Raw genomic sequence first — 17136 nt, forward strand, 5'->3', positions numbered from 1 at the left:
GGTGTCAATGGCTCCAGCGGCAGTCAGGGCCTACCGCGACGAAGCCAGGAACTCCGCTTCCAGGTGGTCGAAACCACGCAGGGCCCAGAGCTCGACCTCGCGGGCATGCTCCGGCACCAGCCTGAACGCGGGCAGGCGTGTCATCAGCGCATGCACGATCACCCTGCCCTGCATCCTTGCCAGCGCTACGCCCGGGCATCGATGCGGACCCGCCCCGAAGGCGAGATGGGACTTCGCCCTCCGGTCAAGATGAATGTCGTCCTCGCTGCCGAACACTGCCTCGTCGCGATTGGCGGAACCGAGCAACAGCATCACGCGCGAGTTTGCGGGAATGCGGTGTCCGGCCAACTCGACGTCGGCAGTCGTCACCCGGACCGTCAGCTGCACCGGCGAATCACGCCGCAGCGATGCCTCGACCAGCGCGGGAATCAAGGTCGGATCGCGGCGTATGTCGGAAGCCAGGCACGGTTGTTCCGCCAGCAGCGCCAGCACGTTTCCGACCAGGTAAGTCGTCGTATCCGCCCCGCCCTTCAGGAGCGTAACGGTCAGGTCCAGTACGTGCCGGGCATCGACTTCGCCACGGCGGCAGGCCGCCATGAACATACCCAGGCCGGCATCGGGACAATGCGCGGCGGCGTGCCATATCTCATCGAGCATGGCGTCAAAGCTTGCCTTGAGCGACGCGGGGCGGGAACGCGCATTGCACTGGCCGCTGACTTGCAGCCATTGTGCAACGCATGCACTCCAGCGCGCGTCGAGGCCGAAGACCGAGGCCATCACGGCAGCGACGACCGGCTTGCATACGTCCTGCACGATCTCGAATCGACTGTCCTGCACAAGCTTCACGACAACGCGATCCAGTTCACGGCACGCAGCCGCCTCGCACGCCACTAGCCGTTCCGGTGCAAACAGCCGTCCGACATGCATGCGCAATGCATCATGCCGAGGAGGATCGGAGGCCAGGAGCGTCTCCTCATTCGGCAGGACAGCGCCGTCCTCTGGCGCCCGAATCTCAAAATTGTCCTGACCGAGTACGCAGGAGCTGAAATGCCGATGGTCCCGCAGCACGGTCCGCACATCTTCAAACCGGCTGACGATCCAGACACCGGCTTCAGCATCATGGAAAACCGGCCTGTCTCGCCGCAGCCTCGCGTACTCCGGGTAGGGAGCGGGCAATGTGCGAAGCGGTTGTGTTGTCATCATGCGCCCACCGCCAACGCATCCGTGAAGGAAACCGCCGAGGCCCCCAATCGCGGCAACAGCGAATCGAACGTCGAAGCGGGTCCGGCTTCTATGAACGTCGTGATGCCTCGCTCGGCGAATGCGCGGATTCCGGGTGAGAACAGCACAGGCTCGCGAAACATGCGCCACCATCGTGCGCCATCGAAATCAAATGACGTCCAATCTCCCCCCGAAGTCGAAAACGCCTGGCACCGTGCGGGACCGGGGGCGAGTCTCCCTACCGCTGCCTCGAACAGCGGATGGCGCTGCGGCAGCAGCGTCGTGTGAACGCCCCATGGCAGCGGAAGAGGATGGACAGGGACACGTCTTTCCGCCAATCGATGCGTGACAGACATCACGTCCTCGTTCAAGCCGGAGATCACGGTGAGTTCCGGCGCCATGATCGCCGCAATGCTGATCCGATCCGTGATGGCGCGACACGCTGCGGCAGGCAGCCAGACCAGGGCCATGCGGCATTGCGTGGCCACAGGCTCCATCGACTTCCCGCCATGCACGGCGATTCGCAGTGCGTCGCGAAGTCCGAGCGCGCCCGTGGCATAGGCAGCGGATACCTCGCCGCAACTCATGCCGATCACCGCATCCGGCCGGATGCCGTGATGCACCAGCATTTCAAACAGGCTGACCTGGAAAGCGACCATCAGCGGGAAGTTTCTCGGCAGGTCGGTCACCTCGCCCTCTTCTTCCCACAGTTGCCGCAGGCTCCAACCGGCCTCTTCCACGAGAATCGCATCGCACTGCGCGAGCATGTCGGCAAAACGTGCTTCGCGTTGCATCAGCGATCGCATCGGTTCCCGCCGAACCGGCGTGCATCCCGAGAACGCAATCACTGTGCGCGTCATCGTGCTACCGCCGAGCGGGCAAGCGCCTCGACACACAGCGCCGTGGTGAGTTCTTCCGAGCCCCACCAGACCGAATGCGCTTCCGGGGGTTCAGGCCCTCTGTAGAACGCCGACCTGGACCATGCGCCTTCCCTGTCTTGCTGCTGGAGGAGCAAACCGATACCTGCCGCGATACCCCTGTCCTGAACGCCGAAGTTCGCCAGGATGCAAAGTGCAAGCGCTACGGACATCGGCTGTTGGGACGCCCCGCGCGCATGCACCCTTGTCTTCTCAATCACCGCATCGCGGCATGTGCGGAAGCCCGTCACGCCATGGAAGTATGCCCGGGACACCATGTAGTAGAGCGCCAGCGGGCTGGTGTAGTACCACGATGCTTCGTCTTCGCGATCGGCAAGGATGGCTTCGATGACGATATCGCGCGCCGCGACCGTCTCCGGACGTTCGCCTAGATACAGCAGGACATTCGCATTCACCGCGCCGTCGACATCATTATCGGCGTCGGCGTGGCGCAGCCAGGTCTTGAACAGGCCGCTGTCATGGCGGTTGTCAAGAATGCAGCGGACATTGGACATCAGCCTTTGCTCGTCGACGCCCGCCTGCCGCAGCGCAAAGGCAGCGCAGCAGGTGTCGTCGAGGTCGGGGTCGATCGGAGCGCCGTGACGCGAGGACCAGTAGCGCCAGACACCGGGCTCTTCCCGTTCATCGAGCAGGAAACCGATCGCCTTCGATCGCATCCCGTCAATCGAAGCGTGTCTGACGAAGCTCAGCGATTGCAGCACCAGTGTCGTGGCAAACGGCGAGGAATCGGGGCGGCCCTCGCCGTGCAATTGCGCATTGGTGAACTTGTGGCAGGCGAACTCGCCCCACGCGCGTTGCCGTTCGCGCAGGAAGGCAACGCCTCTGTCGATGGCAGTTTCGCAGGCGCTGATCATAGTGGGTGAAGGTCGCTATCGACTTCAAACTGTTGTGCGGCGTGTGTCCGTTGCTGGATAAGGAGGTTCCGCTTTTCAAGCTTGTAGGCGACCACTTCCGGAAAGACACCGCCCAGCACGCCAAAGGCGATGCCCTGCAGGACGTCGGAGAATGCGACGCTGGAATCCTCATCGTTGAGCGCCGATGTCACGCTGCTGCCGACCACGCCGCCCGCCGCCCCGGACGTCGCACCGGTGATCACGCTCTTGGTAGTTCCCTTCCAGGTTGCCGCGAAAGCAGCCTTTTCAAGCGCGGTGCTGACACCCGCGGTCACCAGGCTGCCGGCAAGGAACGATGTCCCGCCGGCGATAGCGTTCTTCCATGCTGCGTCGCCAGGATCGTCCCCCACCAGTGCCGCTTGCGCGGCCGACTGGGCGGACGCAAGCGCGGCCTGCGCCACGACGCCCGCGGCAATCGCCGCGGCCGAGGCCAGCGTGACGCCCTCTACCAGTGCCCCGGTCACCGCGCCTGCGCCGCCGCTCAGTCCGCCGCCGACGGTACTGAGCACCACCGTGCCAAAGAAGACCCCCGCGGCCTCCGCGCCACTGAGATCGTTCTGCGCGATCGCTTCCGCGCCCTGCACGACACCCGTCACGAGCCCGACGCCGGCCCCGATAGCCGTCATTACCTCGATGATTTCCGCAGCCTCCGCGAGGAAGGCCAGGATCAGCGGGATAAACGCGAAGTTGCCGTTCGGGTCCGTGAGCAGCAAGGGATTGTTGCCCGCATAGAGGTAGGGACTGAGGTACTGCCGCTGCGAATCTGGCGACATGAAGCGCGCTTGCAGCGCGTCATACAGTCGCGCGCGGAAATCATAGAGTCCGGTCTCCTCCAGCTCGCGCGCCAGGTACCGGTAGCGCAGGATGTCCGGATTCGAGCCGAGGGCCGCGCCATTGTCCAATCCATACGGCAGGTAGTCGCGTCCGGCGACGAGATTCGCCGAAGCATCGAGGACCGCGCGAACCGAGCCGAGCCGGTCTCTCGATACGAAGTACTCGCTGCTGTCCTGCCGGAAGTGGACCAGCCCGGCGGGTCCCATCACATACTGGATCAATGTCCCCGACGAACTGACTTCGACCAGCGCATCGTCGCCGGCGCCGCGCAGGTAGCAGAGCGTGCTGGCCGGGTGCCCGCCCGCTGCGACCGCTTTCAGGACACGGCGCCCACGATGGCCATAGCGGACATTCACGGTCGATTGCGTGCCAGCCGCGCCAACCACTGCTTGCAGCGGCAGGCCGCGGAAGCCGTCCCACGAGAGCGCGAGGCCGGCGCTTGGGGTATCGCTGGAGATGCGGGCCTTCAGTTCCCCGCCCGGGTCATACTGGTACGTCCGGTGGCTTCCGGGCGCCTGTGTCGCCTGCACCAGGTCTTTGGTCGCGGCCTGATAGGCGTTGGTGGCCGCCCCGACCTGCTTGATATTGCCATTCGCATCGTAGTTGAAGGCGCTTGCCGCACCTGCATTGAACTGCGCCGATTGCACACGTCCTTGCGGATCGTAGGTGTAGTTGGCCGTGATCTGCCCGCGGGAGCCGCGCGGCGCGGTGATGGCCTGGGTCGGCGAGCCATCGAAGTATCCGGGCGCCCCCTCGTTCGCCGGTGCGTAGACCGTCGACTCCGTGAATGCCGTACCGGCGGTGTCCGACAGCCATCCCGGCGGCGCATACTCCAGCATTCGCGTCGCCCCCACTTGCTGGCCGCCGGAAGCGAACATCGTTTCCGTAACAGCCTTTCCGTTCTGGTCGTAGGTGTACGCGACGCACCGGTTGCCATCGACGCTGATCGTCGCGACACGCCCGATCGAGTCCAGCTCATACTGCGCCGTCATCGCGGTCGGGCCTGGGTACGAGATCTCGACGATTTCTCCTTGATAGTTGAACGAGTAGTTCGTGACGTACGGGATCGCATTGCCGGCAAACGAAATCGAATGCTGGATGACTTCGGCCCAGATATCGTAGTAGAGGCATTCCGTCGCCGCGAAAGGATCCGTCGTCCCCGGCACGGCGACCTCATTGGCACTGATGATCTTCGTCAGCTTTCCGGCTGCGATCATCGACGCCGGTGTGCCGGCCTCGTTGACTTCGAAGTCGTACCCATACTGGTTGGACGGTGTCGCCGCCGGAAAACTCTGGTCATCCACGTGCTGTGGCAGCGTACCGGGCCACGTCTGTATGCTGCAGCCTTCCTCGGCGACGCGCGAGAGCGCATCGTATTTCCAGTACTTGATATAAGGCGATGCCGCTGCCGCTCCGCGTGCATCCATCTGGAATCTGAGGCGCCCCGCCGAGTCATACATCGACCGCGTCTGGCCTTCATTGGCCCGGTTGGCCGTGATCGGATTGCCAAGATAGTCGTAGGTGAAGGTATCGCTCCACCCCATCGGACTGGTGGAGGTGACGAGATTGGCGAATGCGTCGAATTGCTGCATTGTGGCGATCCACTGCGGATTGGCGGCCCCCGGGTTCGCCAGCATGGCCTTCGCGACGGTTGACTTTCGCTCGTCCGTCAGCTCGATGGCTGTGGTGCCATTCGCGTCCACCGTCGTGGTGTGTGTGTACTTTCCCGCCGTGGATCCCAGCGTGCCGTTATTCAGCCCGTAATAGAAACGCGCCGTATGCGCGGGCACGTTCGCCGGATTGATCGCATAGTCATTGCCGGGCAAGCCCAGTTCCGCCTTGCGTCCAAGCGGAGAGTCCTCGTAACGCGTGCGCCAGTATGGATAGTCGCCTGACTGCGGGTTGTCCGTCTTCACCAGCCCGGTGATCCGCATCGACGACCAGTCGAAGCTCGCAAGGTCCGCTTCGTAACCGCCCCAGGTCGCTGCAGTCGGCGTCAGCGTTGCGCCCTGGGTATGGATGACGTCGCGCCCCAGCGCATCGTAGATCGTCGCCTTCGCGGTCCACTGGTTCGGCGCCGTCGGCGTGCCCGAGACGACCAGTTCCTGCCGCACCCGCGCATCCCCATCGAGATAGCTGACTTGCACTTCGTGACCGGCGAAGAAGAGCGCGTTGTCGAAGCCAATCGCGTCTGTCGCGAACAGCGCGAAGCTGCGCGCCGGCGCAGTCGGCGCGCGATAACTGAACACGCGGCCGCCATCGGCGAACAGCGCAATATTCTTGTCCACCACCATCACGGTCCACTGCCGCGGAAACGCCACGACCTGAATCCTGGTGTTGTCCGATGGCGAACGCACGAGGTAATAAACCAGCGTGCTGGCGGAGTCACTGACGCGCCATTGGGCATTGGCCGCGACCGCCGTCACGGTAGACAACGGTGCAAGCGGCAACCCGGCAGCCGAAAAAAGCGAAGGGAAATCGGTTGGCAGCACGCTGGCGTTCAGATTGGCGGCGTACATGGCAAACGACACATCGAGCAAGGCGCGAACGCTCGCCGTTACCGTGGTGTTCGACGCGCTGTCCGTCAACGTCCACGCAGCCGTTTGCGGACTCCACGCAATCTGGAATCCCGTGCTGATTTCGATGCCAGTGGCAGCCGTTACCGCGCCTGACGGCGTCGCCCGCACCGAAGCACCGAAGGCATTGATGCCTGCCGCTGCTTCCGGATAGCCGGTATAGGAGATGCTGTCGCGCGCGCCCGCACTGTGGATCAGCTTCCCGCTCCCCGTTGACCATTTGGCTTGCGCGGTGCTGCTCCAGTCCCCTTCGAAGATATCGCCAAGATTGAAGCTCTGATAGAAAGCGAACTCACGCGGCGTTATCGCGAGCCTGGCGTTCGGATCCGCAGCCGAGAACCTGCCGAGGTTTCCCCTGCGCGAGAGATAGGAATCCGTGATCGTGCCAATCGATTCCTCGGCGTCGACATAGGCAAGCAATTCCTCAAAGTCGCCGCGTACGGTTCGGGTCGTCCGGCTGGAGCTCTCCATCGACGCGGTCGTCACGAGCCACGACGGGCTATAGACATTCGCGGTAAATCCGGCGCGGGATGGCGAGAAGCGCAGATCGTCGACCTTGACGGCTGCCGCCTTGGTATTGGTCAGCGTCAGCGCGATGCTCTGCGGCGAAACATTGGCCGCCAGATCGAACAGCATGCAGAACGTTTGCCATGCGCCTTCCGTGTCGGGGACATCTGCCGTCACGGTTCCCGCTGCCGTGCCGGTGACGGTCCAGTTGGCAACACCCGGAAGCGCTCCAAATCCGGCAGGCGTCTTGAACCAGCAGGACAGGACATACTGACGGCCCGCGGTTTCCGTGACCGTCAGGGTCCTTGCCAGCGGCGACGAGTTGGCGACACCCGACCCGCCCATGGCCAGGGCGCGGGATCCCGTGAACGAATCGTCGGACTGGATCGCGGCTGGAAGATTGGCTGCGCTGCCCGCCAGCGTCCACCCGGTCAGGTCCTCATAGACCTCGAATCCCAGCGATAGAACCTGCTGCTTCACGACGCTCGCGTTGCCCGCCACCGCGAGCACCAGCTCCTGCGAGGTATCGGTGATCACCGAGTTGGAGCGCCCGTCCGCAGCGATGTATTCCGCAATCTCTCCCCGCCTGTCGCGGGCGGTGATCTGCCACATCCTGCGCCACGCCAGGGGATCGGGGTCGGTCTTGTTGCTCCAGTTGTCCGGCGTGAAGGTCGCGCTGGCCGACAATGCGCGGTACCGCCGGTAGGGCGCCCAGATCGAACCCGGATTTGCCGTACTCCACGTCGTCGCTTCGATCTGTGTCACGGTGTTGCCGACCGTGACGGTCTTGAGGACCGACGGTGCAATCTGATTGACGTCCGGCGCGGCCAGGGCCGGATACTTCTCATAGGCAAACGTGTAGCTTTCCTGAACCTGGACAAGCTGGCCCAGCGTGCCGTCGTAATACTGGGTCTGCTTCGTGCGTGGCTGGCCGTTTGCGTCGTTATAAATGAGCGTTGTGGGAACATCCAGCGGCGGCTGCGCCGGCAACGACATCGGATTGACGTCGAAGATGGTTTCCGTCGACTGACGCATCCGTACGTAGCCGCCGATCAGATTGACGGTCGCGCCTGTCGCAGCGTTGACGGCGGTCCGGACGACGTCCCAGCTTCTGCTGGTGCGCGCCACCTGATTGCCGCGACTGTCGTAGCCGTCGACTTCCCGCAGCAGGCCGTTCAGCATCGAATACAGCGTGGTATCCGAATCCGGGTGCGGACTCATGCCGTCGAAATAGTGGTATATCGAATAGCCGAACGGCGCGGTGCCTGGCTGCGTCGTGCCCATCGCAGCCTTCACGCAGGAAAACTGTGTCGACAGGCCATAGGGACTGACGGTTCCGGTTGCCCCCGGGGTGTTGTAATCGAAGACCGAGCCCGATGTGACACCCATGCCATCGGTCACTTCGACCGACGACACCACATAGCTGTACATCGGTCCGCAATACGACTGGAACAGCATCCGGTGCAGCGTAATGCTGCTGGGGGCATCGAATGAGACGCCGGTGAACGTCGCGAAGGCAAAGGCTCCGGTCAGGTCCGTACCCGGCCCATCGTTGCTCGGGAAGATGCTGCCTTGCACCTGTACAGGATTCGCGGCCAGTACGCCGTTCTTCATCGTCCACACAAACGAACTGCCGTCTGCGCGCCCATAGGCGAGAAACAGCGGCGCCTGGTTCGAGACCGACACGGCATCCAGCGGCAGTTGCTCATTCAGCAGCCTGAGATCGCCGGTCGGCATCTGCTGATAGATCAGGTTGCGCACCGTCACGTAGGGCGCGTTGATGGTCGGCGCAGCCGGGCCGCCTGATCCCGCGGCGACCGGAACTTGCGTGAACGTGCCCTGGTAGGAGTTGTAGACGCCGATCACACCCTGGACCGAGCTGATGCCGACCGCCAGATCATCGCCGAAGGCAAACTGCGCGACGTCCGTGCCTGAACCGAATTGCCCGAGCGTGCCGGAATTCCACTGGATGCCGTCGAACCGGCGCAGATTGCCCACATTGCCAATCATGCTGCCGTCGGCGAGCGACACCGCAACCGGCTCCAGCGTGCTCGCCGGAATGTCCGTACCGATGATCGGATTCGGTGACGGCAATGCCTGAAAATGGATGTCCCACGGATAGATGCGAACTTCGTAGTTGAAGGTCTCCTGAACCGAGTTCGCACTGGTGATGTATGTGGCAGTTGCAAAGGTATCGGAGAGGCTCCAGGAGAGCTTCGGCAGGTCCTTCTGCCAGACATAGGCTGGAAGACTGTCGAGCGGAGGAAGATTGTCGTTCCACGCGAGCGTTGCCACGTCGTAGTAGTAGAACGACAGCGATAGCGGTGCGCCGGGCTGATACTGGCAGACCGTGAAGAAGTTGTCCGCAGCGCCGAGCGCCCATTCGCCGGCGAGTACCGTGGAAATGTATAGGGGATTCGACACCCAGTGCTTCGAGCGCGGATTCCAGGTGTACCGGTAGAGCTCCGAGACACCCATGGCGGCGGCGACAACGAATCCGTCGCCGGAGACCACCTGGTACGGCGCATCGGTTGCGAGCAGATCCGGCATCGTCAGCTGCGTGGCTTCCCAGCGCCCGTACTGGCCGAAGGCGCGACGCACGGCGTAGGTCTGTAGCACGCCGTTCGTGCCGGCACCCGTCAGGCGGTACGAGACCGTGAAGTTCTCCGCCTGCAGACTGACCTGAAGCGAATCCAGGTCGAGGCTGTACGGAAGATTCGTGACCACGGGCTTCGAGACGAGCCACTGACCGTTCCAGTCGTACACGGCAACGGTCAGCTTGTTGGAATTGACTTCGTCGTAGTACGTGATGACCAGATAGTCCGGCGCGAACCAGAAGCGCGGGACGCCTGCTATCCAGTTCGGGTCCGTGCTCTGCATGGTGCAGTCGAGCGAGGTGCTGCTCACCGGCTGCCAGGTGTATTTGTAGGTCGCAACCCCGCCGTCGGGAAAGGTGATGCTCTCGATCGCGCCGCGATGGACCCTCGCATGGTTTTCTTCCACGTGGGAGCCGTCGCAATACGTGAACTGCAAACCGGGCAGGAACTTGCCATCGGCGTTGACCGTTGTAATGCCGGCCAGATACCGCTTGTACAGGTAGCGTTTGTCCCCCGGTGTCGCCGGATCGGAGAGGTTCTCGACAAGGTAGGCCAGGCGAATCGTAAACAGGTCACGCACGACACCCGCGGTCTTCTGGCTGACGTTGATGCTATCCAGGAAACGGGTTTCATATCGGTCCTGGAACGCGAACGGTCCGGCCGGATTGGGACTGACGTGGGGTGCCTCGTATTCGCGGATCGTGTCGTTGTAAGTCTTGGCCGCGTAGTGGAACGTGACGATACGTCCCGCCGGGTCGGTGATCTTGGTCAGATAGGAAGCGCGCGTAAAGTAGTTCCCGCCGGGTCCGCCGATCTGGACCGCATCGTCGGGGAATTGCGAGTAGGTGAACTGGATCTCGTCACCCCACTGATTGCGCACACGGGCGAGATTCCAGCTGATCGGGAAATTGCTTTGCCCAAGCTGGACGCTGCTGTCGGTCCAGTTGCCGTCCACCCCGCCCCACTTGATCGCGTTGCGCAGCGCTGCCGGGCTGTCGCCCGCTGCAACGTCCGCACCATAGATGCGAGTCAGGCCGGACGTATCCGTGATCTTCCAGACCTCTTTCTTCGGGTAGTAGAGAATGGTCGAGAAATCGAAATCTTCCGCCTCGAACGTCCACACATCAGCGGTCTGCGACGTCAGGCGAAGCTGGCTTTGCGATCCGTCGGTGCTGCTGAGGTAGTACGCGTCGTCGAATGGTGAGACCGAGTTGTGGATGTCGAGCTGGATCATCTCGTAGGGCAACTGCCAGCCTAAACCCACGATCGACGTCGGACTTTCGAGATTCCAGGTGTTCACCTCCCACAGAATGTCGCTCTGGTAGTTCAGGCTGACATCCACCTCGAGTCCGCCGCGATTCGCGAGCGTCAGCAATGCCAGCGAGAGGGTCACGTCGCCGCGAAACAGATTGACGTTCTCGGAAATTCGCCCGATCGAGCTATCGAGCGTCTGGAACGTCCGTAGCTCCGGCACGGTCGATTCTTCCTCGACGCCGATGGGATTGGCTGATGTTTCGATGCTCATGGCGTCACTACCTGTCTGATCGGGGAATCGTGGGGGCCGGGTCTCGCTGGTGCAGGTAAATATTGAGGCGATGCGTGCCGCCACTGTCGCTTCCCAGCCCCAGGCAACCGACATCGACGTGATGCTGTTCGAGAACCTCACTGCATCCGTCGAGCGGCGGTGGCGACAGGCCGAGCAGTGCGGCTTGCTCGTTGACACAATGCAGCGCATCGCGCAGGCCGAGACCGGCGTTCGCGACGCACACATCGGTCTTGACATCCCTCAGCGTGCCATCCGCGACGTCGAAGGCAGCGGAAAATGTGAGCGCATTCAGGGGTACGCTCCTGTTGCCAAGCACGGCGGCGAGAAAGCGCGTCATCGCGGGGCTGACAAGCCAAGGCGTTTCGAACGCGTTGATCGGTGCCGTTTTTCGCAATCGCCAGTACAGCTTCGCCCGTGCGTGCGGCCGGTTCACCCCTTCGACACCCATGCCGAAAACTGTCGCGTTCGGCTCAAGCCGACCGATCAGCGCGCACGCCGTGTCCGCCGAGCCGAGCACGCAAGCGGCCCATCTCCGTGCCACATCCCAACGGTCCGCATGATGCGGCGCCCCCATATAGACTGCGGCGCCGCGCGAAGTCAGTCCCGCGGCCAGGCGGATCATGCCGGTCGGATACCGGCGCAGCGCCGGTTCATCCTGGGGTACGACCGTTCTCGCCGTCAGTTGAACCAGTTCCCGCAGGTCTTCCGCGCCTGTCGCGCGCAGCGTTGCCTCCAGCGCCCCGAGGCTCTTTCGCCAGCGCACCAGCGGATCCGCTTCATGGAACGCCGGATCCGCAATAAGGCGGGCTTCCCAACGTGCCTGCCTGGCCGACAACAGCAGCTGGAGCGGCGAGCCATTGACGTTGAGATCGGAGCGCGGGTGCACCGCTTCGGCGTCGACCGGAGGATGATGAAGCAGAATCTCTGCGACCTGGCGCGCACGTACAGCGCCCTCCGGTAGAAGTGATGCCACGGCGCCGAACAGCCCACGAAACACACGGTCCGTGTAAGGCACCATCGCGATTGCACCCAGCTCCGTCATGATGGCAGTCAGCTGCGGGGCGGCACAACGGCAATGATGCCGATGTTGCCCATCGTGGTGCCCGGATTGCCGGGGTTTCCGCGCGCACCCGCTGCCGTGCCCGGCGAACCCCGCTTCCCGTCGTGCCCGCCGTATCCGTGCGTTCCCGGCTCTCCGCCCGCACCCACATTGCCGCCCAGGCCGCCGATACCACCTTGCCCGACAATACCGGCTACCGGATTGGTGGAGATCGTGCCGCCTCCGGCCAATGGGATGTTGATCGTGACCTTCTGCGCGTTGCCGCCATTGCCGCCGTTGCCACCATTCCCGCCGGCGGCGCCGTTGGCACCGTTGCCGCCGTTGCCCGCGTTACAGCCCACGGCCTGGCACGCAGGTCCGTTGCCGCCCTGACCACCATTTCCGCCATCGGCGCCATCCCCTCCCTGACCGCCATCCTGCCCGGGGCCGCCTTGCGACGCCACGACGAGGAAGCCTGTCAAGGTGGTGATATTGAGTTCCGCAGCAAGCGCACCGAGACCCTGGACGCCGTTGGTTCCGTTCGTTCCGGCGTTGCCCATGGCCCCATCGCCGCCGTTCTGTCCGTCTTGCATGCAGTGCGAATCCCCCCAGACGCACTTACCTTCCTTTGCCTGAGACGGCGTATTTCCCTGGGATTGTTTTGCTGGCTTGGGCGGCGGATTCTGAACCGCGCCCATGATTCCGATTCCATAGGTAGGCATAAAAGTCTCCCGTTCAATTCGGTCTGGCTAATGTTTGGGGTCCACGTATTGCATCACCAGGTTCTGCACGTTAAGGGTGAAGTAGGTGTTCTTCACCGTCAGAACGGAATCGCTGTAGAAATTCAGCGTTCCGTAGTTCCAGACGGTGGGATCGGCACTGGGTCCGATCACGGTTTCGCCGTGGTGCATCGTGAAGGTGTCCTCGGACACAAGGCGCACGTTTACCGGCAGCCCCTTGTTCGCCGCAGTCACTTGCGATGTGGACAGCTCGCCCTGGCCGTACAGATACGATTCGATGTGTTCCGCAAGCGTCCGTGGCCTGCCCGCTGCACGCTGCGAGATATCGCCTTCGCGGTCTTGCAGATGTTGCGGGTTGCGCGGACGCACCAAGGCGCGAAGCTGCTCGATACTTGTCACCGTTACCGTGGAAGTCTGTGAACCGCGCGCCTGGAGTTGGGATCGGCTGTGCCCCAACTGCTCACCGAGGGCGAGAAAGTTTTCCATTTGCTCGTTAGTCATTGCGTACGACTCCTTTGTCGCAACGTTGGGAGAATTGCCCCGGCGCCGGGTGCGACAGCCGGCGGGACTGCGTCACGCCGGGACGAGCGGCAACTGATCGAGGGTGAGGGTCGGAATGGCGTGATCGACATAGCCGAGGAAACGTCCGCCTGGCCGATCGCCGATCTTGTTGTGAAGGAAGAAGTCGTCGTCAATGGCGAACAGCTCGGGCCTGGCGCGCGGGGCACCTGGCTCGAGATAGCAGTGAAGCAGCTGCGCCTCGGTCGGAACCAGCACCATGTTCGCGGCAACGCGCGTCTGCCGGCTCCGGTTCGGTGGCGTGGCATGAACCAGAGCGTGGTCGTAAATGATCGCCTGCCCTGCGCGCAGTGGAACGTCCATCAGATACTTTTCCACAATCGTCTCGGCATGCGTCACGAACGGGTTCGGAAAATAGGGACCACGCAGAACGTCGACAATGCGGTGGCTGCCTTTGAAGATCGACTGCCCGCCGTTCGAAGCGTCGGTGTCGATGAGCGGGCACCAGACATTGACCGAGCGCATCGAGCGCTCATCGACGAAGGTCCAGTCCTGATGCAGCGAAACCTCGCTGCCCGAACGGCTATGCTCCTTGACGACAAAATTGCCGACAACGCAGCGATAGTCATCAAGAAACATCGCAAGGCGCGGACCGAGATATTCTTTTATCTTTGCATCGACGCGCGCGCGATATTGCGCATCGTCACTGAACATCGTTGCGTGAAACCCGAGCTCCGGGGATGGTGCCTCACTCCAGTAAAACCGCTGCAATTCAAGCACTTCCTCTTCAGTCAGCAGCTGTGCGAGAACGGCCCCCTCGGTGAGAAACGTTTCGTTATGCTCCGCCGCTCGGAATACACGCCTCATGTCGCGCCCCCACGATTTCCTGGGTTGAATGGTCCCGCGATCAGGGCATCGGGAAGACGCTGATCTCGCCGGGCAGAGTCACTATATGGCGCCAAGAACAAAGCGCAACGTACGGCTTTCTAGATCTGATCTGCGGCGGCGTTACTTCGTTACGTCGATGAAACAGTGCGCTGACAACGAGAAAATGATCCGCAGCTTTCCGCGTGAGAATCAGGGTTGCGACGCACCGGGCGCAGGCGATTTCAGAATGCTAGATGTTGCGGATGGGCAAGCAATGAAAAATTGCTCACGTCAGGTTTTCCGCACCCTGCGGTGCAGGACCGGCTGGCCAGGCTTGCGCCATTCAACATGCACTTCACGCCCACCTCGCCATGACATGGCTGAACGCGGTCGAACGGCTGTTCACGGATTACCCAGGCACGATCGACGTGCGACGTTGACGTCAATCGATACTCCTTCCGTATTGTTGGAGACCCAATCAGTATTGGACGAAGCCAGGCAGCCGCCCCTACGATGCATGCAAATGGTCGACCCCTACTAACGAAGGGGGCGCAGCGCCAACCCGGCGCTGAGGTCGCCTTGCCGGTGGCCCTGGAGGCTCCCTGTCGGCCCCGTCTCATCTACTGGAATCAAGCATGAGCAAGCCTTGCATCATTTCTGTTGCGATCACGGGATCACTGCCGCGCAAGAAAGACAATCCGGCTGTGCCGATCACAGTGAGCGAGCAAGTGGAATCGACCCAGGCGGCATTCGAAGCCGGGGCGACCCTGGTTCATCTCCACGTGCGCAACGATGACGAAACGCCCACGTCGGATCCCGATCGATTCGCCCGGGTGCTGGAGGGCATTCGCAAGCACGCGCCGGGCATGATCACCCAGGTGTCCACCGGTGGTCGCTCCGGCGCCGGCAATGAGAGAGGCGCCATGCTTTCGCTGCGGCCTGACATGGCGTCGCTGGCAACCGGCTCGGTCAATTTCCCGACCCGCGTCTATGACAATCCGCCGGACCTGGTCAACTGGCTCGCCGCCGAGATGAAAACCTACGGCATCAAACCCGAGGTCGAGGCCTTTGACCTGTCGATGATCTTCCAGGCCGCTGCCATGCAGGCGGCCGGCGCGATCGTCGGTCCCCTGCACATCCAGTTCGTCATGGGCATCAAGAATGCCATGCCGGTCGATCACGAAGTGCTTGAGTTCTACGTTCGTACCCTCAAGCGCCTCTCGCCCGATGCCACATGGACCGGCGCCGGCATCGGTCGAAATCAACTAACGATGGCCCGCTGGTCGCTCGAACTCGGGGGACACTGCCGCACCGGGCTCGAAGACAATGTGCGGCTGGACAAGGATACGCTCGCCCCGTCCAATGCTGCGCTGGTACGCCAGGTTGCCGAGCTTTGCGAGGAGTATGGTCGCCCTGTCGCGACCGCGGCCCAGGCGCGCGAGATCATGAATCTGCGTTGACGGCGCGTTTCCTCGATGCGCACCATGTTTGCCGCCAAGGCAACCAACGCCCTCTGCTTCTTCGTCTTGTCAACATTGGCGCCGGCTGCAGCGTTCGGAGCGTCGACGTGCGCGCTCGGCTGCGCAATGACGACTTGTTCGCTGACGCAAAGTGGCGAATCACTTCGTGGCGCGCATCGAGCCGGATAGCATCACCGTCTTGCCCGTAGCGCGAGGCACCTCAATCAGCAAAGCTTTCGCAACGTCAGCGGCCTCGATTGGCTTGTAGTTCGAGGGAATAAGGAAGCCGACTGCCTTGCTGATCGTCAATCCAAGCTGCTCGCCCGGCCGCGTCGGCTGCCCTACAGCCTCCCGATTCCCGACAAGCAGAGACGGGCGCGCAATGACCAGACCTTCAAACGGCATCGGCGTCAACGCGTTCTCGAGACTCCCTTTCACCCGGCTATAGAAAACGTTCGAGTTGGCGTCGGCTCCCATCGCGCTCACCAAGCCCAACCTCCTGACGCCAGCGATCAATGCCGCCTTCGCCACCGCAAGATTGGCATCGTAGTCGATGGCCCGGAAAGCAGCTTGGCTGCCGGCGACTTTGATTGTGGTTCCAAGCGCAAGGTACAACTCGTCCGCAGCAGGCAGAGAAGGTATGGCGCCAAAGTCGACGACATGGGCTGTGAGTTTGGGATGTTGAACCCCAGGTGTCCTGCGGCCCAGGCTGTGTACCTTGGCCACCGTTACGTCGGCCAACAACCCATGAAGAATCTCTCTGCCAATTAAGCCGGTGGCGCCTGCGATGATGACTGTTCGATTTGCCATTGGCAGAAACTCCGTAATGATCGGCAATCCGGTCAAGCTGATGCTGAAGGTTGCCGGAGATTCCCATGTTATGCGCGGTGGCGCATAACATGGGAATCCTGGTCGCAGGCCTTTCTATATTCCTGAGCTTAGCTGGACGAGGGCAAATCTGCGTCCAGCACGCCAGAAAAGGAAAAGGGTTACAGGCGCAAGCCTTGTAACCCTTTGTCGTATCGCGATGCCCCGATTCTCAGGGCTTGTTGCCTCACAGCGGCATGTGGTCGGTCGAGAACTCGTAGCGAGCGCCGTCGGAGTTGACATCGAACTTGCCCGCCTTCGCACCATCGGCGTAGGGATTGAATTTGCCAGCCTTGGCGCCGTCGACGTAGACGTCGTACTTCGCAGCCCGCGCACCGCTGGTGTAGGGATCGAACTTTGTGCTGTTAGCCAGAACCGGGGCAGCCGACAAGGCGGCGGCGATGGCTGTGATGACGATCAAGGTGTAGCGGGTGGCGTTCATGATTTCCCTTTTCTCTTTTTTGGTGCGACCCGCCTGTTATGGAGTTGCTGCGTTGCGGTATCGCATGGTTTGAAAGATAAGGGTTTTCCC

General features: G+C 62.3%; 11 protein-coding genes. 1 reads left to right on the top strand and 10 read right to left on the bottom strand.

From position 1 onward, the window contains the following. Positions 1-30: 30 nt before the first annotated feature. The 8 genes from KHO41_RS29525 to KHO41_RS29560 form a co-directional block, all read right to left on the bottom strand. The gene (locus KHO41_RS29525; RefSeq protein ID WP_211956785.1) at positions 31-927 is read right to left on the bottom strand and encodes a cytochrome P450; all 897 of its coding nucleotides are present in this window, start codon (positions 925-927) and stop codon (positions 31-33) included. 272 nt (positions 928-1199) lie between these two features. Further along, on the bottom strand, positions 1200-2015 hold the full coding sequence (locus tag KHO41_RS29530) for an acyltransferase domain-containing protein (RefSeq protein ID WP_211956786.1): 816 nt from the start codon (positions 2013-2015) through the stop codon (positions 1200-1202). 62 nt (positions 2016-2077) lie between these two features. Beyond that, a complete protein-coding gene (locus KHO41_RS29535; protein ID WP_211956787.1) occupies positions 2078-3013 on the bottom strand; it encodes a prenyltransferase/squalene oxidase repeat-containing protein in 936 nt (311 codons plus the stop codon). Next, a complete protein-coding gene (locus tag KHO41_RS29540) occupies positions 3010-11091 on the bottom strand; it encodes an RHS repeat domain-containing protein (RefSeq protein WP_211956788.1) in 8082 nt (2693 codons plus the stop codon). The genes KHO41_RS29535 and KHO41_RS29540 overlap by 4 nt, the downstream gene beginning before the upstream one ends. Before the next feature lie 7 nt (positions 11092-11098). Continuing rightward, the gene (locus tag KHO41_RS29545) at positions 11099-12154 is read right to left on the bottom strand and encodes a hypothetical protein (protein ID WP_211956789.1); all 1056 of its coding nucleotides are present in this window, start codon (positions 12152-12154) and stop codon (positions 11099-11101) included. Between the two features lie 8 nt (positions 12155-12162). Beyond that, the gene (locus tag KHO41_RS41720; protein WP_211956790.1) at positions 12163-12849 is read right to left on the bottom strand and encodes a hypothetical protein; all 687 of its coding nucleotides are present in this window, start codon (positions 12847-12849) and stop codon (positions 12163-12165) included. A 51-nt stretch (positions 12850-12900) separates the two neighbouring features. Then, complete coding sequence (locus KHO41_RS29555) at positions 12901-13392, bottom strand: hypothetical protein (RefSeq protein ID WP_211956791.1); 492 nt, start codon at positions 13390-13392, stop codon at positions 12901-12903. A gap of 72 nt (positions 13393-13464) precedes the next feature. Next, positions 13465-14277 carry a phytanoyl-CoA dioxygenase family protein gene (locus KHO41_RS29560; protein WP_211956792.1) on the bottom strand — a complete coding sequence of 271 codons (813 nt, stop codon included), beginning with the start codon at positions 14275-14277 and terminating at the stop codon, positions 13465-13467. Between the two features lie 635 nt (positions 14278-14912). Between KHO41_RS29560 and KHO41_RS29565 the strand changes: the two genes are divergently transcribed. Beyond that, positions 14913-15737 (top strand): BKACE family enzyme, encoded by an 825-nt coding sequence (locus KHO41_RS29565; RefSeq protein WP_211956793.1) that lies wholly within the window; start codon positions 14913-14915, stop codon positions 15735-15737. Positions 15738-15896: 159 nt separating this feature from the next. Here KHO41_RS29565 and KHO41_RS29570 read toward each other — a convergent pair whose 3' ends face one another. Next, positions 15897-16547, bottom strand: coding sequence for a Rossmann-fold NAD(P)-binding domain-containing protein (locus tag KHO41_RS29570; protein WP_211956794.1), 651 nt, complete (start codon positions 16545-16547; stop codon positions 15897-15899). Between the two features lie 244 nt (positions 16548-16791). Continuing rightward, on the bottom strand, positions 16792-17046 hold the full coding sequence (locus KHO41_RS29575) for a hypothetical protein (RefSeq protein ID WP_211956795.1): 255 nt from the start codon (positions 17044-17046) through the stop codon (positions 16792-16794). Positions 17047-17136: the final 90 nt, after the last annotated feature.

Source organism: Cupriavidus numazuensis, from assembly GCF_905397435.1.
In the GTDB taxonomy this organism is placed as follows: Bacteria; Pseudomonadota; Gammaproteobacteria; order Burkholderiales; family Burkholderiaceae; genus Cupriavidus; species Cupriavidus numazuensis.